Here is a 22,151-nt window from a genome sequence, read left to right as displayed (position 1 = left end):
AGCGGACTCCGCGCGACCGAGCCCACCGGCCCCGGCGTCCGTGCCTGTCACGCCTGCGCCTGCACCGGCCCCTGCACCGGCCCCGGCGCGGCGAACCACCGATGCGACTCCTTCCCCGCCGAAGCCACCGGAACAGACGCCGGTGGCACCCCGTGCCGATCCGGCCGCGGCGGCGCCTCCCGCATCCACCGCCGCGGCGGAACCCGACGCTGACGCAGCCGCCGCCCCTCCGCCGCCCGCCACCACGGCCGGCTCGGCGGTACCTGCCGGCCACGCCACCGGCGCGCAGCGGGCGGCTGAGGCCAGCTGGCAAAGCCGCCTGCTCGGTCACCTGGAAGGCTTTCGCCGCTACCCGATGCGCGCGCTGCGCCAGCGCCACGAAGGCGTGACCTACCTGCGCTTCAGCGTCGATCGCCGCGGTGCCGTCACGGCGGTCCGGCTCGAGCGCGGCAGCGGGTCGGCAGCGCTCGACGCCGAGGCACTGGAGGTGGTCCGCCGGGCGCAGCCGCTGCCAGCGCCGCCCCGCGAGATCGAAGGCGATCCGGTCGAGGTGGTGGTGCCGGTGGAGTTCCGCCTGCGGCGGCGCTGAGGCGATCGCGGTACGGCGGCCGCGGCGCCGGATCCCGCCCGGGCGCCAGGGGGTGCATCGGGCCGATCCAGGTGCGAAAGTGCACCCCTCCAGTCGCTTCCCCGGGGGAACCATGCACCTGCGTCTGCTGATCGGCGTCTTCGCACTGGCTGCCGCGCTGCCCGCGGCCGGCGCCGCACCGGATCCGGCCGCGGCCGAGGTCCAGCGCCTGCTGCCGCAGATCACCGCCTGGCGACGCGACCTGCACCAGCACCCGGAGCTCAGCAACCGGGAGTTCCGCACCGCCAAGATCGTCGAAGCCGAGCTTCGCCGGCTGGGCTACACGGTGCGTACCGGCGTGGCGCACACCGGCGTGGTCGGCGTCCTCAAGGGCGGGCGCGCCGGGCCGAAGCTGGCGATCCGCGCCGACATGGACGCCCTGCCGGTGACCGAGGAAGTCGACCTGCCGTTCGCCTCGCGCGCACGTGGCGAATACCTGGGCCGCGAGGTCGGCGTCATGCACGCCTGCGGCCACGACACCCATACCGCGATGACGCTCGGCGTCGCCGGCGCCCTGTCGGCGCTGCGCGAGCGGCTCGCCGGCGAGGTCATGGTGATCTTCCAGCCGGCCGAGGAGGGCGCACCGCCGGGCGAGGCCGGAGGCGCGCCGCTGATGGTCGAGGAAGGCCTGTTCGAGCAGTTCCGGCCGGATGCGATCTTCGGCATGCACGTCGTCAGCATCCTGCCGGCCGGAACGGTGGCGCTGCGGGAGGGGCCGATGATGGCCAGCTCCGACACGTTCCGCATCGTCGTGCACGGCCGCCAGAGCCATGGCGCGACGCCCTGGAAGGGCATCGACCCGATCGTCGTCGGTGCGCAGATCGTCAACGCGGCGCAGACGATCGTCAGCCGCCAGCTCGACATCAACCGCGAGCCGGCCGTGGTCACCTTCGGCATCTTCAACGGCGGCCAGCGCTTCAACATCGTGCCCGACAGCGCCGAGCTGCACGGCACGGTCCGCGCGTTCGACGAGGACATGCGCCGGCAGGCGCTGGCCAGCCTCAAGGCCATGGCCGAGCACATCGCCGCCGCCAGCGGCGCGACGATCACGGCCGAGATCCCGGTGGTCCCGGGTAGCAATCCGGTCAACAGCAACGATCCCGCCCTGACGCGGCGGGTACGCGCCAGCCTGGAACGCGCGCTGGGCGCCGCGCAGGTGCAGGAGGCCCAGCGCTGGACCGCCTCGGAGGACTTCCCGCACCTGGCCCTGGCGACCTCGGCGCCCAGCGTCTATTTCAATGTCGGCGTGACGCCGGCGGGACAGGATCCGGCGACCGCACCGGGCAACCACTCGCCACGCTTCTTCGTCGACGAGGCAGCCCTGGAAACCGGTACGCGCGCGATGCTGCAGGCGAGCCTGGACTTCCTCGGCTACGACGCCGAGTAGGGTGTCGAGCAGGACGCGAACGCCTGCGCCGGTCCGCCCGCCCCGCAGGGGCGGGGCGGCGCGACCCCAGATCGTCCCCTCCGCCGCGCGCCACCGGCCGCACCAGCCGCGCGCCGGTGGCGCGGGCCCCGTCCGGCGTGGCTTTTTTTGTCCGTTTTTGCGTCGGTCGCGGCCTATCGCCACGCATGACCGGTACCGACAATGCCGCTCCCACCTTTCTCGGAGCACCGCCATGTCCCCGGTCGATACCGCGCTGATCGTCGTCGACGTGCAGGAATCGTTTCGCCACCGTGCCTATTGGGACGCCGCCGACGTGCCGGCCTTCATCGAGCGCCTGCAGGCCCTGGTGGACGGCGCGCAGCGTGCCGGCCTGCCGATCGCGCAGGTCTTCCATGTCGATCCGGAGGGGCCGTTCGCAGTGGCGTCGGGCCACGTCCGCACGCTCGACGGCCTGTCGCTCCAGGCCGATGCCGTCTTCCACAAGCACCGCCACAGCGCCCTCGTCGACAGCGGCCTCGGCGGCTGGCTGGTCGAGCGGCGCATCGGCCGCCTGCTGGTCGCCGGCATCCGCACCGAGCAATGCTGCGAAACCACCACGCGCCATGCCTCGGACCTCGGCTACGCGGTCGATTTCGTCAGCGAGGCCACCCTGACCTTCGCGATGACCGACGCGCAGGGACGCCGGTGGACGGCCGGCGAGATCAAGGCGCGCACCGAGCTGGTGCTGGCCGGCCGCTTCGCCCGCATTGTCGACGTGCGCCAGGCGCTGGACGGCGCCCTGCCCGCCGCGGCATGAGCACCCAGGCGGTCCCGGTCCTGGTCGTCCTGCCGCCGCGCTGCCTGCTGCTGGACGTCGCCGGCCCGCTGGAGGTGCTGCGCCGCGCGAACATGGAGCAACGCGCGGTGCGCTTCGATGTCCGCTACGTCGCCGCGACCGCGGCGATGACCAGCTCGATCGGTCTGCGCCTGGCCGGTATCGCGCCGCTGCCCCGGCGCGTTCCGGGCGAGGCGATCGTGCTGATCGCCGGCAGCGTCGACCGCGTGGCCTTCGCCGCGGCTGGCGACCGCCACGCCGAGGACGCCGGGGAACAGGCGATCGTGGACTGGCTGCGCGAGCGTGTCGGCCAGCGGCCGACGATCGTGTCGATCTGCTCCGGTGGCCTGCTGGCCGGCCGCGCCGGCCTGCTCGACGGACGGGCCTGCACGACGCACTTCTCCTGCTGCGCCGAGCTGGCAGCCGTCGCCCCGGCCGCCCGCGTGGTCGAGAATCGGCTCTACGTCGAGGACGGCCGCTGCTGGACCAGTGCCGGTGTCACCGCCGGCATCGACCTGATGCTGCACCTGGTCGCACGCCTGGCCGGCGTCGCCTGCGCGGTCGCCGTGGCCCGCCACCTGGTGGTCTACCTGCGCCGCGGCGGCGGCGACCCGCAGCTCTCGCCCTGGCTCGAAGGCCGCAACCACATCCATCCGGCCGTGCATCACGCGCAGGACCTGGTCGCCGCCGACCCGGCCGGCACCTGGTCGCTGGCGGCGCTGGCGGCCCGGGTCGGCGCCAGCCCGCGGCACCTGTCGCGGCTGTTCAACCAGCATGCCGGCATGAGCCTGCCCGAGTACGTCGGCCGCCTGCGCATCTGCCTGGCCCAGGAACTGCTCGGCCAGACCCGGCTGGACATGGAACGCATCGCCGAGCGCTGCGGCTTCGCCTCGGCACGCCAGCTGCGCCGCGCCTGGCACCGGTCGCACGCCACGCCGCCGCGCCGCGCGCGCGAGGCCGATTGAGCGGCGCGCCGCTTATACTCGCGCCATGCGCAGCAAGAACGAGATCGTCGACAACTGGCTTCCTCGCTACACCGGCACGGCGCTGGACGGCTTCGGCGAGCAGATCCTGCTGACCAACTTCGGCCACTACGTCGAGGTCTTCGCGCAATGGCACGGCGTCGAGGTGAACGGCCGCGACCGGCCGATGCCCAATGCCACGGCCGACGGCATCACCCTGATCAACTTCGGCATGGGCAGTCCGAACGCCGCCACGGTGATGGACCTGCTCAGCGCGATCGCGCCCAAGGCCTGCCTGTTCCTCGGCAAGTGCGGCGGGCTCAAGAAGAAGAACCAGCTCGGTGACCTGGTGCTGCCGATCGCGGCGATTCGCGGCGAGGGCACGTCCAACGACTACCTGCTGCCGGAGGTGCCGGCGCTGCCGGCGTTCCAGCTGCAGCGCGCGGTGTCCACGATGATCCGCGACCTCGGCCACGACTACTGGACCGGCACGGTCTACACCACCAACCGCCGGGTCTGGGAGCACGACGAGGACTTCAAATCCTACCTGCGGCGCACGCGCTGCATGGCGATCGACATGGAGACCGCGACGATCTTCGCCGCCGGCTTCGCCAACCACATCCCGACCGGTGCGCTGCTGCTGGTCTCCGACCAGCCGATGATTCCCGAAGGCGTCAAGACCGAACAGAGCGATCGCGGCATCACCGCCCAGTACGTCGACGCGCACATCCGCATCGGCATCGAGGCGCTCAAGCTGGTGCGCCGGCGCGGACGCAGCGTGAAGCACCTGCGTTTCGAGGACGACGAGTAGGCGGAGCCGGCGAGCCGCCGACACCGGCAGCCCCGGAATGCGGCGCCGATCCCCCCCGGATCGCGGCGGCCCCCCTCTCGCGCCGCATCCCGCCCGCTGCCGGGCGCCGGGGATACGGCCTAGAGCGCGAAGAACGCGTGCGCGTTGCGCGTTGTCGCCGCGGCGATCTCCTCGATCGACTCGCCGCGCGCCGTCGCGACGGCGGCGCAGATATGCGCGAGGTACATCGGCTCGTTGCGGCGATGCGAGGGCTTCGGCACCAGGTCGCGCGGCAGGAGATAAGGCGCGTCGGTCTCGATCAGCAGGCGATCGCCCGGTATCAGCGCCGCCAGTTCGCGCAGGTGCAGGCCCCGGCGCTCGTCGCAGATCCAGCCGGTGATGCCGATGTAGCAGTCACGATCGAGGTAGTCGACCAGCTCGGCGCGCTCGCCGGTGAAGCAGTGTACGACCGCGCGGCCGACGCGGTCGCGCACCCGGTCGAAGGCGGCAATAAAGTCTCGGTGCGCATCGCGCTGGTGCAGGAACAGCGGCTTGCCGCAGTCAACCGCGAGCGCCAGCTGGCGCTCGAACGCGTCGATCTGCGCCGCCGCGGGCGAATAGTTGCGGTGGTAGTCCAGGCCGGTCTCGCCGACGGCCTTGACGCGGTCGTCGGCCAGCAGCTCGCGCAGCAGCGTATCGGTCGCGTCGTCGTAGTCGACGGCATGGTGCGGGTGGACACCGGCCGTCGCATACAGGAAGCCCGGATGCTCCTTGGTCAGCGCCCATGCAGCGCGGCTGCCGCCGGCGCTGGCGCCGGTGACGACGATCCGCTCGAGCCCGTGCGCCCGCGCGCGGGTGAGCACCGCGTCGAAGTCGGGGCGAAACGATTCGTGGGTGAGGTTGGCGCCGATGTCGATCAGGGTCATGGCAACGTCAGGGATGGGACGGCGGGTGCACGCGCGACCGGTGGCCAAGCCGGTTTCGCCGGCCGGCCGCGCGGGATCCGCAGGGCGTGCCGGCGCGTGGATCGCCGTGCGATCCGGCGAAGGGCGGCGAGGGGTCGCCGCACCGGCGCGACGAGGTTAGCATCGGTGTCCAGGCGCAGCCAGCGCGACGATGCCACGCCGATCCGCGTCTGATCGGTTCACCACGCATTCACGGCGAACCACTAGCGTGCGCTCACGCCTCTCGTCCCACCCAGGAGATTCCCCATGACCCACCTTTTCCGCACCCTGGCGCTGCTCGCCAGCAGCTTCGCCGCGGCGACCGCCTTCGCCGCCGCCCCACCGATCGACGCCGGCCGCACCGCGCGCGTGGCCGAGGAGCAGGCGGCGCGCGCCGGGCTGCTGCGCCGCCCGGCGGCCGCGGCGCCGGCCTCGACCACCGCCGGCGACGAAAGCGTCGACAGCCAGTACGCCGGCCTGCCGCAGGCCAACGTGCTGCGCACCTACCCGCCGAGCTGCCTGGCCGATCCGCTGCCCGACGAGCCGAGCGGCCTGCTGTTCGAGAAGCAGGTGACGCTGTACCAGATCCGCATGGGCCAGAGCGCGTCGACCGAGAACGTCGTCATCCGCATCTGGCGCGTCGCCTGCAGCAGCGACACGACCTTCAATTCGGCCACCCTGATGCGCATCCAGCGCGCGACGGCCAACGAAGGCCGCCGCGACATGTATCCGCTGTTCCCGGCGATCCGGGTCGCCCAGAACAATTCGGTCAACAACGTCTCGTTCGACAACCCCAAGAGCCTGATCCGCGTCGTGACCGAACCCAACACGGTCATCGCCGACTCGCTGATCGATTCGCCGGTCATCAACAGCACCACCTACGTGCTGGAGAACTACCCGTACACCGGGGCCGGCTATTTCGACTTCAACCTGCCGTTCTCGATCCGCTTCGACAACCTCATCAACAGCGGCGGCATCACGCGCTACTTCACCACCGACGTCAGCCTCTACAACCCGACCCAGCAGCTGTACCCGGACGCGTTCCGCAGCCTGCCGATCACCGGCTACCAGACCGCCGCCTACTTCGATCCGGCGCACGGCGGCGAAGGCATGTACGTCGACATCTTCGAGGTTCCCGCTTCGGGCAGCCAGCCGCGCCGCATGGTGCTGCAGTGGGCCTGGTTCACGTTCGACCACCTCGGCCTGCCGTTCTGGATCAACGGCAACGTCGACTTCCAGCCCGGCGCCCGCAGCGTGACCTCGCCGGCCATCTGGGTCGAAGGTGGCCGCTTCGCCGGCGGCGCAGGGTTCAACGCGCAGTCCAAGCCGTGGGGTTCGGTGACGTTCGAGTTCCCGAGCTGCGGCACCTTCGTCTTCGACTACGCCTCCAACAACAACCTGCCCGAGGGCGTGCCTTCCGGCAGCGGCGAGCGCGAGTGGATCCGCCTGGCCGACGTCAACGGACTGACCTGCGAGTAACCCCCCGGTCCCGCCGGCCGCATCGGCCGGCGGGACCTTCGCGCTGTGCGCCGCAACGGCGCCCGCGCCGCACCCGGCTCGCGCCGCGCACCCGTCGGTCCTTGCCGTTCCCTTTGCTCGCGCAACGCGCCGACGATCGGCCCGCCGGGCCCGTGCGCCTTTGCACGGCGGCCCCGCCGCAGCGAGTACCGTAATCCCTGCCGGCAGGCCCCACCGGTCCGCTGGCGCGATGCAAGGCGCGTGGCGGGATGCTTCACAGGTCCGCATGCCCGCGCAGACGACGCGCACCAGAGCGCGCAGCGTGCGAGCAGGCGCTCACCCCACGGACCTGTCCCAAGCTTGCGCCAATGAGGTGAATTCGCACTAGAATGGTGCTATGTCGCCAAAAAACGCCAGAACGGTGCAGACGGACGCGATCGAGGCCGAAGCGGTACTCGAAGGCTGCGCGACCGGCCTGGCGATCATCGACGACACCCTGCGGATGGACTGGCTCAATCCGGCACTGGCCGAGCGGTTCGGCGCACTGCTGCGCCGGCGCGCCGGCACCGGCCATCTGCTGCTGGACATCGACAACGACAGCTTCACCGAGGCGGCGCAGCGCGCCCGGCTGGAAGGACGCACGGTGCTGCTGCGCCAGGTCCGACTGGGCGACGGCACCGGCGGCGAACTGATCGGCGACGCCGCGTTCACGCCGTTCGGAGACGATCGCCTGCTGCTGGAATGGCACGGCCTGCCGGCGGCATCCGATGCTGCCGCCCCGGCGCTGTCGGCGTCGCTGCGCGGCTTCGCCCACGAGGTCAAGAATCCGCTGGCGGGCCTGCGTGGCGCGGCCCAGCTGCTGCGGCGCCACCTGGACGTCCCGGAGCAGTCGGAGCTGGCCGAGCTGATCATCGACGAGGCCGACCGGCTGGCGGCGCTGGCCGACCGCCTGCTGCGGGCCGGCGGCAAGCCGCGGCTGGCCCGGATCAATCCGCACGAGCTGCTCGAACGCGTCGCTGCCCTGGTCGGCGCCGAAACCGGCGCGCCGCAGATCCGCCGCGACTACGATCCGAGCGTGCCGCCGGTGCAGGGCGACCGCGACCGCCTGCACCAGCTGCTGCTGAACCTCGCCCGCAATGCGGTCGAGGCCGGCGCGACCCAGCTCACGCTGCGCTCGCGCGTCGAGCACGGCGTGCGGCTGGCCGAGCAACGCCGTCCGCTCGCGCTGCGGATCGACCTGACCGATGACGGCCGCGGCGTTCCCCGGAGCTGGCCGACACCCTGTTCCAGCCGCTGGTGTCGGGACGGCCCGACGGCACCGGCCTGGGCCTGGCGCTGGCGCAGGAGATCGCGCGCGAGCACGGCGGCGACCTGCGCCATGTCGGCCGCCCGGGCGCGACCACCTTCACCCTCCTGCTGCCGGTGAACGACGATGACTGAGCGTGCAACGATCTGGATCGTCGACGACGACCGCGGCGTGCGCCGCGTCCTCGGCGCGGCGCTGCGCGAGGCCGGCTTCGAGCTGCGCGAGTTCATCGACGCGCAAAGCGTGATCGAGGCGCTGACGGACCAGCGCCCGGCCGTCCTGTTCACCGACGTGCGCATGCCCGGCGCCAGCGGGCTGTCGCTGCTGGAACGGCTGCAGCCGCTGCAGCCGGCCTTTCCGGTGATCGTCATGAGCGCCTTCACCGACGTGGCGTCCACCGCCGCCGCCTACCGGCACGGCGCCTTCGACTACCTGGCCAAGCCCTTCGACCTGGACGAGGCCGTCGCCGTGGCGCGGCGCGCGCTGGCGCAGACGACGGTCACCGAGCCGGCGCCCGCGGCGACGCCGGCGCCGGAGGCCGAGCTGATCGGGCGCGGACCGGCGATGCGCGAACTGTTCCGCTCGATCGGGCGCGCCGCGGCGAGCGGCCTGACCGTGCTGATCGCCGGCGAGACCGGCACCGGCAAGGAACTGGTCGCACGCGCCCTGCATCGCGAGAGCGCCCGCGCGCGGCAGCCGTTCGTCGCGCTCAACACCGCCGCGATCCCGGCCGAGCTGCTCGAGTCGGAACTGTTCGGCCACGAGGCCGGCGCCTTTACCGGTGCGCTGCGCCGTCACGCCGGCCGCTTCGAGCAGGCCGCGGGCGGCACCTTGTTCCTGGACGAGATCGGCGACATGCCGCCGGCGCTGCAGACGCGGCTGCTGCGCGTGCTGGCCGGCGGTGAGTTCTACCGCGTGGGCGGCCGCGAGCTGCTGCATGCCGACGTACGGGTCGTCGCCGCCACCCACCAGGACCTGGACGCCAAGGTGCTGCGCGGCGAGTTCCGTGCCGACCTGCTGCACCGGCTGGACGTGGTGCGCATCAGCCTGCCCGCGCTGCGCGAACGGCGCGAGGACGTCGCCGCGCTGGCCGAGCACTTCATCGCCGCGGTCGCTGCCGAGGCGGGGACCGAGCGCAAGCACTTCACGCCGGCCGCATTGGCGATGCTGGCCGAACACGATTGGCCCGGCAACGTGCGCCAGCTCGAGAACCTGTGCCGGCGGCTGGGCATCCTCGCCAGCGGTCGCGAGATCGACGTCGGCGACCTGCCGGCCGACTGGCGCCGCGGGACCGGCATCGACGGCGCCGGCTGGAGCGAGCCGCTGCGCGACTGGGCGCGGCGCATGCTCGAAGCCGGCGCCGAGGACCTGCACGCCCACGCCCGCGCGGAACTCGACCGCGTCCTGCTGGAGGTCGCGCTGGCCGCTCATGGCGGCCATCGCAGCCAGGCCGCCGAAGCGCTCGGCATCGGGCGCAACACCGTCACGCGCAAGCTCGGCAGCTCGCGGCGCCGCAGCCGCTCCGGCTGACCCGGCCGCTCCGGGCATGGGGTGGAGATCGGGTGACCGGATGCGCGCCCGGCCAGCCAGCCGGACGGGCACGCCCTGCGCCGGCTCGGCAGCCATCGGACAGGTCGCCCGGGCAGCACCTGACCGGTGCCGGCCGGTCAGGCGTCGCGCAAGGTCAGCCCGTGGGCGCCCAGGATCGCGGCGCACTGCATGAACCGGCGGCGGTCGTCGACCGCCTCGGCTTCCACGCCGTCTCCGCCGCGCCAGCGCAGGCGCATGCCGTCGGGCAGGGTGGTGACCTGCTCGCGCTCAGGCGCGAGCAGGGCGGTTTCGATGATCTGCCAGAGCGCGCCGAGGCCGGCATGCTCGTACTGGGCGCAGGCCAACGCGCACAGGTCGAACACCGTCAGGTGCCGGACGTGGCGGATCGGCATGCCGAGCAGTTCGCGCAAGGTCAGTGCGAAATCGGCGCCGGCCATGCCGCGATCGAGCAGTTCGCGCTCCAGGCGCGCGCCGGTCGCCGCGATGCGCGACGGCTCCCCGCGCAACAGCCACGGCATCACCAGCATCGCGCTGCCGTGCAGGCGCGTGTCCGGGTCGAGCGCGGCGTCCGGGAAGTGTCCCGCGTGGGCACCGACCGCGAGCACGCGCGCCGGCCGCTCGGCCGATCCGAAGCGGGCGTCCAGCCCGGCCAGCGCCGCGTGCAGCGGCCATCCCGGGCGCAGCAGCTGGGCCTGGTCGTACAGGGCGCCGACGCAGACCAGATCCAGATCCGCCACGTCGGGAAACAGGCGCAGCAGATCGCCGGCGAGGGCGTCGCCGTAGCGTTCGGCGTGCTGCCGGTCGAGCGTCGCGGCGACCGGCGGACCGGCCTGCTCGCATTCGATCGCCAACGCGGCGGCGCAGTGCAGGAGAGAGGTATCGGGCATCGGGGCGCAACTTCGATCCGCCGGGGAGCGCGCGTGCCGCCGGAACGGGGCGCGGAGTGTACCATCGGCGGTTTGGACCGCTGCCACTCGCGTGAAGCCGTCAGACCGCATCCGGCGCGCCGGCGCCGATCTCCTGTTCCTGTTCGTGCTGCCGGGCCTGATCGCGTTGTTGCCGTGGCCGGTCGGTTTCGCGCTGCTCAAGCGTTGCGCGCGCATCGATCTTCTCTACCGCAGCAGCGTCGCGCCGGCCTGGGCGGGCGCGCGGCGCTACCTGCCGCAGGCCGACGAGCAGGCCTGGAAACGGCGGCATCGCTTGCTGCGCCTGGTCGAGCAGGTCGATTCCTACCTGACCCTGCTGCGCAGCGGGCGCTGGTGGCGCGCGCGCATCGTCAGCGAAGGCCAATGGCCGCCGCCGGATGCACCGGCGCTGCTGCTGACCTTCCACTGGGGCGCCGGCCACTGGGTCTGGAGCCAGTTGCGCGCGCACGGCATCGACGCGCATTTCCTGGCGCGGCGGGCGGCGCCAGGCGACCTGGGCGTGGGGCGCTTTTCCGTCCTCTACGGGCGATTCCGCGCCTGGGCCTTGCGCCGCATCGGCTCGGCCGGCCCGCTGTTCCTCGGCGGCAGCGCCGCGCGCATCGAGGCGGCGTTCGCACAAGGGCGCAGCGTCGTCGGCATGCTCGATCTGCCGCCCCGCAATACCCGCTCCTCGTCCTGCCAGCAGGTGCTGGGACGCGAGCTGCGGCTTCCGAGCGGCCTGGCCGAACTGGCGGGCCGGGCCGGCGTACCGGTCGCGATCTTCAGCTGCGGCCTGGACCCGGATACCGGCGGACGCACGCTGCGCATCGAGACGCTGCCCTCCGGCACGAGCACCGGGGAGATCATGGCGCGCTACGCCGCGCACCTGGACCGGCGCCTGCGCGAGCAGCCGGCCTATTGGCACCTCTGGAGCGCCGCTGCCGAGATGTTCGTCGACAGCGCTGCGCGACCGGCGCCGGGCAGCGGCGACCCTCAGTCGATGTGATAGCCCTTGTAGATGGTGCTGTGCGGCGCGCGCAATTCTTCCTCGGGCCGCGCGCTGGTGTAGTAGTAGAGCGCGATCGACTGCCGCTCGATCCCCTCCGGCGCGGACCAGGGCGCCGGATGGCCGTGGAAGCTGTCCGACCGGGTCGTGAACAGCACCGCACGGTTGAACAGGGGTTCGATCGTCCGCACCCGCCCCTTCGCCGCGGTGTCCCACAACTCCAGCTCGCCACCAAAACCCGGACGCCAGCCGCGACCGAGGTAGATCAGCAGGTTCAGCCGCCGATGCGCCTGCAGGCGCTCGTGCCAGTTGAAATCGGCGTGGACCCCGAGGAGGCCGCCGGCGCGTGTCAGGTGCAGCCCGCCGCCGGCCAGGTGGGGATCGGGCAGCAGGTGGTCGATACCGCTCAAGCGCTCGACGAAGCGGACGAACGGCCCGGCATTCATCTCGTGGATGGCGCGGCGCAGCGGTTCGGGGAACCGTTCCTCGCGGGAGGTGCCCATCTTCACCTCGAGGCCGGCCGCGGCGTAGTAGTCCCAGCCTACGTCGTCGCCCGCGGCCGGGAAGACATCGGCGAGCGCGGCCGCCGCCGCCGGCTCCAGGAATTCGTCGATGACTATGTGCGGATAGGGCTCGGCCGCACGGAACCGCGGGCCGTCCTCCGACGCGATGCGATCGAGTCGGTTAAGATCGAAAACGTAGGGCATATACACTAGGCAAAGGGTGTTTCGGCGCATCATAGCAACGCTTCGGCCCCCTTCCCTGACGTGGGTCAAGCGGCGACAGGAATCATCGTGACTGCAAGCAATCGCGTGGGAGTGATCGGAGGGATTCGGATCCCGTTCTGCCGCAACAACACGGCATACGCCGACGTCGGCAACTTCGGCATGGCGGTCAAGACGCTCGGCAGCCTGGTCGAGCGCTACGGCCTGCACGGCCAGGAGCTGGGCGAGGTCGCGTTCGGCGCGGTGATCAAGCATGCCTCGGACTGGAACCTGGCCCGCGAAGCGGTCCTCTCCTCCGGGCTCGCCCCGACCACGCCCGGCATCACGACCGCCCGCGCCTGCGGCACCTCGCTCGACAACGCTATCCTGATCGCCAACAAGATCGCCGTCGGCCAGATCGAGGCCGGCATCGCCGGCGGCAGCGACACCACCAGCGACGTACCGATCGTCTACAGCCGCTCGCTGCAGCAGCGCCTGCTGGCCGTCAACCGCGCCAAGACGCTCAAGGACAAGCTCAAGACCGCCGTGACCGGCTTCTCGCTGGGCGAGCTCAAGCCCTCGTTCCCGGGCGTGGCCGAGCCGCGGACCGGCAAGTCGATGGGCGACCATTGCGAGATGATGGCGCGCGAATGGCGGATCCCGCGCGAGGCGCAGGACCAGCTCGCGCTGGAAAGCCACCGCAAGGCCGCCGCCGCCTACGAACGCGGTTTCTTCGACGATCTGGTCGTGCCGTTCCGCGCGGTCCGGCGCGACAACATCCTGCGGCCCGATACCACGCTCGAGAAGCTGGCGGCGCTCAAGCCGGCCTTCGACAAGGCCGGCGGCACGCTCACCGCCGGCAACTCCAGCGCGCTGTCCGACGGCGCCGCCGCGGTGCTGCTGGCCAGCGACGACTGGGCCGCCCGGCGCGGCCTGGCCGTACAGGCGTACCTGACCCACGCGCAGGTCGCCGCGGTCGATTTCGTGCACGGCGAAGGGCTGCTGATGGCACCGACCATCGCGGTACCGCGCATGCTGGCCGCTGCCGGCCTGACGCTGCAGGATTTCGACTTCTACGAGATCCACGAGGCCTTCGCGGCGCAGGTGCTGTGCACCTTGCGCGCGTGGGAGTCGGCCGACTACTGCCGCGACCGGCTCGGCCTGGAGCGGCCGCTCGGCGCGATCGACCCGGCCAGGATCAACGTCAACGGCTCCAGCCTGGCGCTGGGCCATCCGTTCGCGGCCACCGGCGCACGCATCGTCGCCGCGCTGGCCAAGCTGCTCGAACAGAAGGGAGCGGGCCGCGGCCTGATCTCGATCTGCACGGCCGGCGGCATGGGCGTCACGGCGATTCTGGAGCGCCCCTGACGGGCGACGGGCAGCCGCGACGGGCGCATCATCATGGCAGGCATCGGCGGGCAGACGCCCGCCCCACGGGGAGAGGGGAGATGGCAGAAAGACAGGCTTTGGTGCTGACCGGCGAGTTGTCGCCCGGCTACGACGCCACACTGGTCTGGCCGGCGTTGGCCGGCTACTTCCGCATGGAGCCGGAGAAGCTGAGCGGCCAGCTGCTGGCCCGCGCACCGGTGACGATCAAGGAAAGCGAGGACCTGGCCAAGCTGCAGAACCTGCAGGCCGGCATCCACGCGATCGGCGCCGAGGCCGAGCTGCATCCGGCGGGCGAGGGGGCGTTCTTCGCGCTGGTGGATAACCGGCCGCGCGGGCCGGTACCGCGCGCCTTCATCGCCGAACGCGTACGGCTGGGATACTGGCCCGGCGACGTGCCCATCGCTCCCGTCGGCAGCAGCACCTGGACCGCCTTCTCGGCGACGCAGCCGGCCTATGCCGTTCCTTTCCCGGCCGCTGCCGAACCGGCATACGGGGCCGCAGCGGCAGCCGCCGCCGAGGCGCCGGCCGCGTTCGCGACCGCGCCGGTCGCCGCGGTGGCGCCCGGCGATCTGCTGCCGGGCGGCCTGGCGATCCACGCCGGCTTCTGGCGGCGTACTGCCGCCTATGTCATGGACGGTTTCCTGCTGGCGGTCGTCGGCTGGGTGGTGGCCCTGGTGCTCGGCATCGGCATGCTGGGCGCGCTCGCCGGCGGCAGCCTCGACGGCGCGCTCGGGGCGATGATGCTGCAATGGGTGTCGGGCATCGTGCTCGCCTGGCTGTATTTTGCGCTGCAGGAAAGCTCCGCCGCGCAGGCGACGCTCGGCAAGCGCGCGATGGGCCTGAAGGTGACCGACGACTACGGCCGCCGCATCGGCTTCGGCCGGGCGACCGGGCGTTTCTTCGGAAAGATCCTCTCCGGCCTGATCCTCTACATCGGCTTCATGCTGGCCGGCTGGACCGATCGGCGCCAGGGCCTGCACGACATGATCTGCGGCACGCTCGTCGTGTTCCGTGCCGTCGAGCCGGGCCAGCCGCTGCCGACGACGCGCCCGCCGATGCCGTGGTACGGCTGGGTCATCAACATCCTGACGGTCCTGCTGCTGTGCCTGTCCGTGTTCGGCCTGATCGCCGGCATCGGCATGCTGGGCGCACAGCTGGGCAACTACTGAGCCGCTACGCGCGGGCTCCTCGCGGAAACGAAAAGGCCCGGCAATGCCGGGCCTTTTAGCGAAAGCGCGGACGCGTCAGCCGACGCGGAACAGCACCGGCGACCAGCCGCCGACGTTCGCGTAGCCGTCACGGCGGCGACGGCGCATGCGGTCGATCAGCTCCAGGCGGCGCGCCTCGGCCCATTCGACGCGCTGGGTCTTGAGCGTGGCCGGATCGACGCCGAGGCGGTGGGCCTCGTGGTTGCGGAAATCGGTGAAGTCCGCATAGGCCTCGATCTCGTGCTTGAGCTCGCGCTGGCACAGCTCGATCATGATCGCGTCGTCGAGGAAGCCGAGCACCGGCACGCTGTCGTGGATCAGGTCGTCGGCGTCGGCGAAATAGGCGAGGCAGGCCAGCACGCGCTGACGGTCCTCCTCGGGCAGCGCGAAACCTTCGTCGCGCGCCATTTCGATCAGGTTGCGCAGCTTGTCGAGGCGCTCGCGGATGAAGGCCGGCGCATCGGTGGTCTTGCTGAGATCGAGCAGCTTCGACGCCGATCCGACGATGTCCTCGGCGGAACGGCCGCGCACGTTCTTCTCGGCGCGCTGCATCGTTTCGGCGAAGCGTTGGACGTCGGCATCGCCGAGTTCGATCGTGATGGCCAGGGACATGGAAGGAAATTCCTCGAAAAAGGCCCCAGCAGACTAAGCCAGACCTCCATTTTGCGTCAATCGGCAGAAACCGGCCGTCCGGCGCCGCGATCCGGCCCGATTCGCCGGGAAACCGGCCCGGCGCGCCGTTGTCCGGGGATCGCCGGCGCGTTCTCGCAGGCTGTCGAGAAACAGCCTGCTTGTGCGATCCAGGGATGGATCGCTCGCGGGTCGACGGCTGAGCGGCTGATCCGCGGAACCCGTGGCGCGGCTTTGCCGCGGCCGTGTGAGGTGAGAAAGGGCAGGACTGCCCTTTCTCACCCATCGGCTAGGGCGTGTCATCAATCCCCCGGCAGGTCGCGTTGGCCCTGGAAAGTCGTCAGGGGGTGTAGTGTGGCGCCGCGCCTGACTGGCCGTCAGGTCAAGCCGCGCAACGCACGCTGGCGGCTTTCCAGGGCCAACCCGTAGGGCCGCTCTTGCGTGCGCCCGGGACTGCGTCATCGCTCGGGCGTGGACCGACGTCCACTTCCTCCCTCTTCCTTGTCACGGACGCACGCAAGAACGGCGCGGCCTACCGAGGGATTGATGACACGCCCTAGAGCACGCCCTCGAGGGCGACGCCGAAGGCGGTGATGATGCGGGTATAGATGGTCTTCAGCGGCAGGTCGACCTCCGGGAAGTCGCCGACCGAGGTGTAGCACGCGTAGAACCCCGGATCGTTCGGCCACAGCGGCTCGCAGCCGGGATTGAGCTCGTAGCTGGTCGCATAGCGGAACGGCCACAGGTCGAAGATCGGCAGCGCCGCGGAGATCGTGCTCATCGCGTTGTTGATGCGCGCGACCGCATTGGTCAGCGGGCGGCGGGCGATGGTCCAGCTGTTCTGCGGCTCGATGTCGCGTTCGATCTGGGCCGACACCTCACGGGCGACGGCGCGGTCGTGGATGATGAAGCCCGACTCGGTGTTGTAGTAGTCCGAGCGCGGGTCGAAATTGTGGGAGCCGATCATCGTGACCCGGCGGTCGATCACGATCGACTTGGCGTGCAGGCCCAGCCGCACGCCGTGTGCCTGCTTCAGCGGCGTCTGGCCCTGGCGGCTGACCCGCCCGGTCTGGCCGCCGCCCGACAGCTCGTGGTAGTTGGCGATCATCTGCGCCGCGTCGCCGGGGAACGGCTTGAACTCGAACACGCGCAGTCCCAGGCGCTTGAGGTACTTCTTCTTGTGCTTGTAGGAGATGGCGTAGACATAGAACGCATCGGTCGCGGCCAGCGAATTGGTCGACACCACCGCGTGCAGCGGCGGGTCGCGCTCGCGCAGCTCCTGCAGCAGGTCCTGCGCGCCGCGGCTGAACACCAGGTACGGCGTCTGCGCGAGCACGTCCTCGTGCGCGTTGCGCAGCAGCGCCGCGATGCGCCCGCTCAGCTGCGCCGCCTGCTCCGAATCGGCATTCTTGCCGGGCGGATCGGAGAAGTACTCGGCGCGCCCCACGCGATGCGCGCGTGACGCGAACGCCGCGTCGATGAAGCCCTGGTCGGTCGCCCGGTCGCGCAGCGAGCCGACGCGGGCCCAGCGGATCGTCGCCGGAGGCGGCAGCGGACCCTCGCTGCCCCCGCCGACCAGGCGCCGGTTGACGTCGTTGAGCCGCGTCAACGGCACCGAGAGCGGATGCGTCCAGAATTGCTCGAACGAGGTGACCATCTCCTGGCCGGCCTGCGGGCCGAACACCAGCACGTCGCGATCCCGGTAGTCGAAGGTCTGGTCCCAGTCGAAGTAGCGGTCCTGGTAGTTGCGCCCGCCGGCGATGCCGAACTCCCCGTCCACCAGCAGCAGCTTGTTGTGCATGCGCTGGTTGAGGCGCGAGAAGCAGCAGGCCGCGCTCAGCGCCAGGTCGATGCCGCTGGCCTGCGCCTTGTGGAAGGTCACGTTGTAGAGGCGGAACTCGAAGTTGGCGTGCGCCCGCGCCAGCCGCGCGAACCAGTCCACGTCGCTGATCGAGAAGAGCTGGTCGGCCAGCACGCGTACGCGCACGCCGCGCCGGGCGGCGGCGATCAGCTCATCGAGGATCAGCCAGCCCGAATCGTCGTCGGCCCAGATGAACGTCTGCACGTCGATCGAGCGCCGGGCCGCGCGGATCAGGTGCAGGCGCAGCAGCAGCGCGTCCTCACCGCGTTCCAAGACGTTGACGTAGTGCACCGGCGCGTCCGGCCGGCTGGCCGCGCGCGCCTCGTCGGCCAGGCGCCGGTACGGCGTGGCGATCGCACAGCGGTCGGCGCGATCGCAGGTCAGCGCCGTGGGACGCTGGCGCTCGACCACGCCGTCGGCCTCGCGCGCCAGCTGGCGGTTGAGCGCGCAGCCGGACCCGAGCAGGACCAGTGCCAGTACCAGCAGCAGCCGGCAGCATGCCCATCGGTTGCTCATGGAGGCGCGAGCCCGGTTTCGCTGGGCATCGCGTAGATCGACAGTTCCAGGATCACCTTGTCCGAGAGGGTGGCTCGCCGCGTGCGCATGCCGAACATGCTGCGCCGGATCACGCCCTTGGCGCGCACCGGGCAGTCGCGCGCGGGCCGGGCGCAGGTCGCCGGCAGCAGCTCGAAGCTGGCGGCGCGGGTGATCCCCCGCAGCGTCAGCTTGCCGGCCAGGTCGCCGCCTTCGCTGAGCCGGCTCAACGGAAAGGCGTCGGAGCGGAAACGGATTTCCGGATAGCGTTCGGCATCGAAGAACTCCGCCGAGCGTGCCCAGTCTTCACGGCTGCCGCCGTCGATACGCACCGAATCGGCGGCGATCCGCGCGTCCACGACCGCTTCCTGGGTCTGGCGATCGATCTCGACGAAGCCGTCCACCTTGACGAAGCGGCCCACGACGTCGAACAACAGCAGCACGCCGATGCCGAAGCCGGCCTGCGAGCGGGTGGAATCGAGCGCGAGCACCTCCGCGTGGAGGCCGGGCGCGGCGAGCGCCAGCAGCACGGCGAGCACGGCGGCGAGGCGCATGACGATGGCGCGTCACGGCCACCAGAAGTGGAGCACCTCGGCCGATCCCGGTTCCAGCCGTCCCGGTTCGCGCAGCCGCAGCCACACCACCGCGCCCGGCGGGAGGCCCCGTCCGGCATCGGATGCGCCATCGGCCAGCAGGGCCACGAGGTCTTCCAGCCCGGGGTTGTGGCCGGCCAGCAGGACGCGCTCGGCATCGGCGTGGTCGTCCAGGACGCGAATCAGCGTCACCGGGCTGGCCTCGTAGATGCGCGGCTCGATCCGCAGGTCCGAGTAGCCGGTCACCGCCAGCACCTGCTGGAGCGTCTCGCGGGTGCGCTCGGCCGGCGAGCACAGGACCCGATCGGGCTGCGCGCGCTGCGCCTTCAGCCAGGCGCCGACCGCCTCGGCCTCGGCGATGCCGCGGGCGCTCAGCGAGCGGGTCCGGTCCTCCTCGCCGGGCGCCGCCGGATCGGCATGGGCATGGCGCAGCAGAATGACTTCGCGGATGACCATGACGTCTCTCCCCTCGATGGTGCGTCGATCATGCCGCAAGCGGCGGTCCCGTCAACCATGCCGCATCATTTTTTCAACGGAGCAGCCCGATCGGCCAGCTCGCCTGCATCCCTGTGCGCGATCGCCCGAGGCTGTGCCAGCTGCCGTACCAGGCCCGCGGCCGGCACCGCGAGCGAGGCCAGCGCCAGGCTGAACGTCAGGTGCGCGTGCTTGCCCAGCTCGACGTAGCCGTCGCCGAACAGGGCGATGCCGGCCGCCGCGACCGAACCGATCGCGCAGGCACCGGCGAAGCCGCGCGCCAGCGGACCGGCGCGCAGGATCCAGGTCGCCGCCCAGACCAGCCACGGCAGGCCGAACAGGGCGAGCAGCCCGAGCGGACGGTGGTCGATCCACCGGCTCAACGTGAACTGGCCGGCCGGCAGGGGTTTGCCATCGACGCCCTCGACGATACCCAGGTAGTCGGGAATCCAGAGCATGTACGGCGGCATCCGCTGCATCGCACGGAACCAGGCCCTCGGTTCGGCCAGCAAGGCGCCCCAGGCCGGCAGCGCACCGAGTTCGCGCAGGCCCGGACAGAGCGTCTCGACCGGCTCCTGGAGCTGGTAGATGCTCTTGCCGGACAGTTCGGCGCAGGCGGGCGGCAATCCCAGCCTGGCCACCGTCGCCCCGGCGTCGGCCACGTTCGGCAGCACCGTGGTCAGGACGAAATTGACCCGGTTGGTCGCGGCGATGGCTTCGGCGAGCGGAATCGCGCGCGTGCCCTGGTAGAGCTGCACCGCACCGCCGGCCAGCCCGCCGAGGAGCAGGGCCACGGCCGCGCGCCGCATCCGGCAGTCGTGCGCGACGATCAGGCCCAGTGCCAGCAACAGCGGCAGTATCGCGTGCTGGAACTTGCTGCCCGCCAGCAGCGCCGCACCGGTGGCGGCCGCCGCGAATGCGACCCGGCCCGGCCTGGCGATGCAGACCAATGCGCCCGCCAGCGCCAGATACAGGCCGAACAGGGCGCCGGCCTCGGCATAGAAGGTATTGAGGTACAAGGTATTGACGGGATCGGCGGCGACCACCGCCAGCGCCAGCAGGTGGGCCGCCGCCACGTCGGGGCGGCCGCTGCGGCACAGGCTGGCCGTCACCCAGACGGCAACCAGCAGCCACGCCGCCAGGCGCAAGGCACCGAGCGTCCGGACCGAATGCTCGGCCGGCCCGCCGGCCCACTCGGCGATGCGCCACGCCATCGCCACCGGCGCGCCGAACAGCAGGTCGGTGGACCAGTAGCAGTTGCCTTCGGGTATCGGCTGGGTGCCGTAGAGGCTCAGGGGCGCATGCGGATTGCTGTGCCAGGCCGGAACGCCTGGGCGGATCGGCCCCACGTCGTAGCAGCCGGTGTAGCGGATCTGGTCGTAGTTGTTGGCCAGCGCCAGCATCGGATCGTGCAGCAGCAGCGACGCGACCCGGTAGAGCGCGATCAGCGCCAGCGCGATCAGCACTACGCGGACGGACGAGGTGATGCGCAAGGGCCGGCCTTCGCTGAACGAAAGCGGTCGAGTGTAGTGGCTCGTCAGGCCGGTCGCCATGCACGCGAAAACGGCGCGCCGGCCGCGAGGGACGCGTGCGCGACCGGGCGGTCAGGCCGCCGGCACCGGTGCCGCCAGCAAGGTGTTGATCTCGTCGATGATGCGATCCAGGGTCTGCTCGCCGTAGCCGGCATGCGTGAACGCCACGCGCCCGTCACGCCCGATCATCACCAGGAACGGCAGCCCGCGCAGACCATAGCGGTTGCCGAGCTGGCCATTGCCGTCGTGCGTGAAGGTCATCTGCAGGTCCTTGAGCTTGGCCAGCATGCGCCGGTACAGCGCGGCCTCTTCCTTGAAGTTGACGGCGACGACTTCGAGCTGGTCCTTGCCCGCCACTTTCTGGATGCTCTCGAGCGCCGGCAGCTCCTTGAGGCAGTAGGTGCACCAGGAGGCCCAGAAGCTGATGACGACGACCTTGCCGCGGTGGTCGCTGATCCGCACCGGCGTGCCGCTGCGGTCCTTGCCGAGCTCGTCGGGCGGGACGTCGCCGACCGCGACCTGCGCCTGCGCGGCACCGGCCGCAACGACCAACAGCACTGCCAGGATGGCCTTGTACATGCCGCGTTTCCTTGTCGATGCCGGGGAGGCCGGCGGCGGTTGGACAGACGCACGCCGGCGGGGTTCCCGGCCGCACCGTGGCTACTGGCGCTTGATCCAGCGCAGCAACTTGGCCCAGTCGTCCTGGTGCGAGCGCACCTGTTCGGAGTGGTAGTCGAAGATGCTCTTGCCCAGGCCGGCCAGCAGCACATAGGCCTGCGTGTCGCGGATCTGCGCGACCAGGGGGAACGGCAGCTGCTTGATCTGGTCCAGCGCCTGCTGCGAGGCCGAAGTCCACGGCTTGAGCCGGTTGGCGACCAGGCCCACCGCGACCTTGCCGCGCTTGATCCGCGGCAGGTCGGCCAGCTCCGCCAGGAAGGCCGCGCTGGCCTCCAGGTCGATCGTCGAAGGGAGGACCGGCACGACGATGACGTTGACGTCGTCGATCCAGTCGGCGATCTCGCTGGCACGGATGCCGGCCGGCGTATCGATGACGACGCGCTGCGCGTCGGCAGGGATGCGCTGCTGCCAGCCGCGCCGCGTGCCGTCCACCGGCAGCACGATGCCGCCGAGCAGCACGCGTTTCTCGCACCAGCGCTGGCTGGACCCTTGGCGATCGGCATCGACGATGACCGTCCGCTTGCCGTCGGCCGCGTAGTGCGCCGCGAGATTGGTCGCCAGGGTGGTCTTGCCGCAGCCGCCCTTCGAACTTGCAACCAGCACTTTCAGCATCGAGGCCTCCCGTCGGTATGCAACGCCGGCAAGCGTACTACAGCGGGCACCGCGACCGGGGGCGCCCGGCGCGAGGCCTGGGAAGGCCATCGCGACCGATCATTTCTTTTTTTCATGAAACAGTTGACAGAACGCCACCAGTCGCCTTACGGTCACGCTCTATGACGCATCGCAACACCACCCGC

The 22,151-nt window shown here is 71.3% G+C and carries 21 protein-coding genes and 1 pseudogene; 12 read left to right on the top strand and 10 right to left on the bottom strand.

Annotated elements, in window-relative coordinates:
- Positions 1–142 precede the first annotated feature (142 nt).
- The 5 genes from I596_RS18880 (at position 143) to I596_RS00690 (ending at position 4,602) form a co-directional block, all read left to right on the top strand.
- Positions 143–589, top strand: coding sequence for an energy transducer TonB (locus I596_RS18880; protein WP_223303888.1), 447 nt, complete (start codon positions 143–145; stop codon positions 587–589).
- A 112-nt stretch (positions 590–701) separates the two neighbouring features.
- Entirely contained in the window at positions 702–2,015 is a 1,314-nt protein-coding gene (locus I596_RS00705; protein ID WP_067642749.1) for an amidohydrolase, read from the top strand.
- Positions 2,016–2,247: 232 nt separating this feature from the next.
- Positions 2,248–2,811, top strand: a complete 564-nt coding sequence (locus I596_RS00700) for an isochorismatase family protein (RefSeq protein WP_067642746.1) — start codon at positions 2,248–2,250, stop codon at positions 2,809–2,811.
- Positions 2,808–3,794: a GlxA family transcriptional regulator gene (locus I596_RS00695; protein ID WP_067642743.1), complete on the top strand. Its 987-nt coding sequence runs from the start codon at positions 2,808–2,810 to the stop codon at positions 3,792–3,794. Before I596_RS00700 ends, I596_RS00695 begins: the two co-directional genes overlap by 4 nt.
- A gap of 25 nt (positions 3,795–3,819) precedes the next feature.
- Positions 3,820–4,602 carry an AMP nucleosidase gene (locus tag I596_RS00690; RefSeq protein ID WP_067642740.1) on the top strand — a complete coding sequence of 261 codons (783 nt, stop codon included), beginning with the start codon at positions 3,820–3,822 and terminating at the stop codon, positions 4,600–4,602.
- Between the two features lie 119 nt (positions 4,603–4,721).
- On the opposite strand, the gene I596_RS00685 is transcribed toward I596_RS00690, so the two are convergent.
- Positions 4,722–5,507, bottom strand: coding sequence for a TatD family hydrolase (locus I596_RS00685; RefSeq protein WP_067642737.1), 786 nt, complete (start codon positions 5,505–5,507; stop codon positions 4,722–4,724).
- A gap of 285 nt (positions 5,508–5,792) precedes the next feature.
- Here I596_RS00685 and I596_RS00680 point away from each other — a divergent pair, with 285 nt between their 5' ends.
- From I596_RS00680 to ntrC, 4 genes and pseudogenes are all read left to right on the top strand, one after another.
- Positions 5,793–7,004, top strand: coding sequence for a hypothetical protein (locus I596_RS00680; RefSeq protein ID WP_067642735.1), 1,212 nt, complete (start codon positions 5,793–5,795; stop codon positions 7,002–7,004).
- Positions 7,005–7,380: 376 nt separating this feature from the next.
- Positions 7,381–7,878: pseudogene (locus I596_RS19250) on the top strand (histidine kinase dimerization/phospho-acceptor domain-containing protein); the annotation flags it as partial.
- Between the two features lie 401 nt (positions 7,879–8,279).
- Positions 8,280–8,423 carry an ATP-binding protein gene (locus I596_RS19245; protein WP_335340374.1) on the top strand — a complete coding sequence of 48 codons (144 nt, stop codon included), beginning with the start codon at positions 8,280–8,282 and terminating at the stop codon, positions 8,421–8,423.
- Positions 8,416–9,819 (top strand): nitrogen regulation protein NR(I), encoded by a 1,404-nt coding sequence (gene ntrC / locus I596_RS00670; protein WP_067642731.1) that lies wholly within the window; start codon positions 8,416–8,418, stop codon positions 9,817–9,819. The genes I596_RS19245 and ntrC overlap by 8 nt, the downstream gene beginning before the upstream one ends.
- A gap of 137 nt (positions 9,820–9,956) precedes the next feature.
- Here the strand turns inward: ntrC and I596_RS00665 are convergent, their stop codons facing one another.
- Complete coding sequence (locus I596_RS00665; protein ID WP_067642728.1) at positions 9,957–10,727, bottom strand: hypothetical protein; 771 nt, start codon at positions 10,725–10,727, stop codon at positions 9,957–9,959.
- Positions 10,728–10,818: 91 nt separating this feature from the next.
- On the opposite strand from I596_RS00665, the gene I596_RS00660 reads away from it, so the two are divergent.
- Positions 10,819–11,751 carry a lysophospholipid acyltransferase family protein gene (locus I596_RS00660; RefSeq protein ID WP_067642725.1) on the top strand — a complete coding sequence of 311 codons (933 nt, stop codon included), beginning with the start codon at positions 10,819–10,821 and terminating at the stop codon, positions 11,749–11,751.
- On the opposite strand, the gene I596_RS00655 is transcribed toward I596_RS00660, so the two are convergent.
- Positions 11,739–12,491, bottom strand: coding sequence for a 2OG-Fe(II) oxygenase (locus tag I596_RS00655; RefSeq protein WP_083965256.1), 753 nt, complete (start codon positions 12,489–12,491; stop codon positions 11,739–11,741). The two genes, I596_RS00660 and I596_RS00655, sit on opposite strands and share 13 nt — an antisense overlap.
- 54 nt (positions 12,492–12,545) lie before the next feature.
- On the opposite strand from I596_RS00655, the gene I596_RS00650 reads away from it, so the two are divergent.
- Together I596_RS00650 and I596_RS18650 are read left to right on the top strand one after the other, a co-directional pair.
- Positions 12,546–13,823 carry an acetyl-CoA C-acetyltransferase gene (locus tag I596_RS00650; RefSeq protein WP_067642719.1) on the top strand — a complete coding sequence of 426 codons (1,278 nt, stop codon included), beginning with the start codon at positions 12,546–12,548 and terminating at the stop codon, positions 13,821–13,823.
- 80 nt (positions 13,824–13,903) lie between these two features.
- On the top strand, positions 13,904–15,013 hold the full coding sequence (locus I596_RS18650) for an RDD family protein (RefSeq protein WP_223303887.1): 1,110 nt from the start codon (positions 13,904–13,906) through the stop codon (positions 15,011–15,013).
- A gap of 75 nt (positions 15,014–15,088) precedes the next feature.
- Here I596_RS18650 and I596_RS00640 read toward each other — a convergent pair whose 3' ends face one another.
- From I596_RS00640 to I596_RS00610, 7 genes are all read right to left on the bottom strand, one after another.
- Positions 15,089–15,664 (bottom strand): YkvA family protein, encoded by a 576-nt coding sequence (locus I596_RS00640; RefSeq protein ID WP_067642715.1) that lies wholly within the window; start codon positions 15,662–15,664, stop codon positions 15,089–15,091.
- Positions 15,665–16,238: 574 nt separating this feature from the next.
- Positions 16,239–18,059 (bottom strand): phospholipase D family protein, encoded by a 1,821-nt coding sequence (locus tag I596_RS00635; protein ID WP_067642712.1) that lies wholly within the window; start codon positions 18,057–18,059, stop codon positions 16,239–16,241.
- A complete protein-coding gene (locus I596_RS00630; protein ID WP_067642709.1) occupies positions 18,056–18,631 on the bottom strand; it encodes a YceI family protein in 576 nt (191 codons plus the stop codon). Before I596_RS00630 ends, I596_RS00635 begins: the two co-directional genes overlap by 4 nt.
- Before the next feature lie 12 nt (positions 18,632–18,643).
- On the bottom strand, positions 18,644–19,120 hold the full coding sequence (locus I596_RS00625; protein ID WP_067651215.1) for a SixA phosphatase family protein: 477 nt from the start codon (positions 19,118–19,120) through the stop codon (positions 18,644–18,646).
- A 71-nt stretch (positions 19,121–19,191) separates the two neighbouring features.
- Positions 19,192–20,697, bottom strand: a complete 1,506-nt coding sequence (gene wsfD, locus I596_RS00620; RefSeq protein WP_067642706.1) for a glycan biosynthesis hexose transferase WsfD — start codon at positions 20,695–20,697, stop codon at positions 19,192–19,194.
- Between the two features lie 51 nt (positions 20,698–20,748).
- Positions 20,749–21,255: a TlpA disulfide reductase family protein gene (locus I596_RS00615; protein WP_067642703.1), complete on the bottom strand. Its 507-nt coding sequence runs from the start codon at positions 21,253–21,255 to the stop codon at positions 20,749–20,751.
- An 81-nt stretch (positions 21,256–21,336) separates the two neighbouring features.
- Positions 21,337–21,966, bottom strand: a complete 630-nt coding sequence (locus I596_RS00610; protein WP_067642700.1) for a ParA family protein — start codon at positions 21,964–21,966, stop codon at positions 21,337–21,339.
- Between the last annotated feature and the right edge of the window lie 185 nt (positions 21,967–22,151).

It is taken from the genome of Dokdonella koreensis DS-123, assembly GCF_001632775.1.
Classification (GTDB): Bacteria; Pseudomonadota; Gammaproteobacteria; order Xanthomonadales; family Rhodanobacteraceae; genus Dokdonella; species Dokdonella koreensis.
This window is presented reverse-complemented; position numbering and strand designations above follow the sequence as displayed.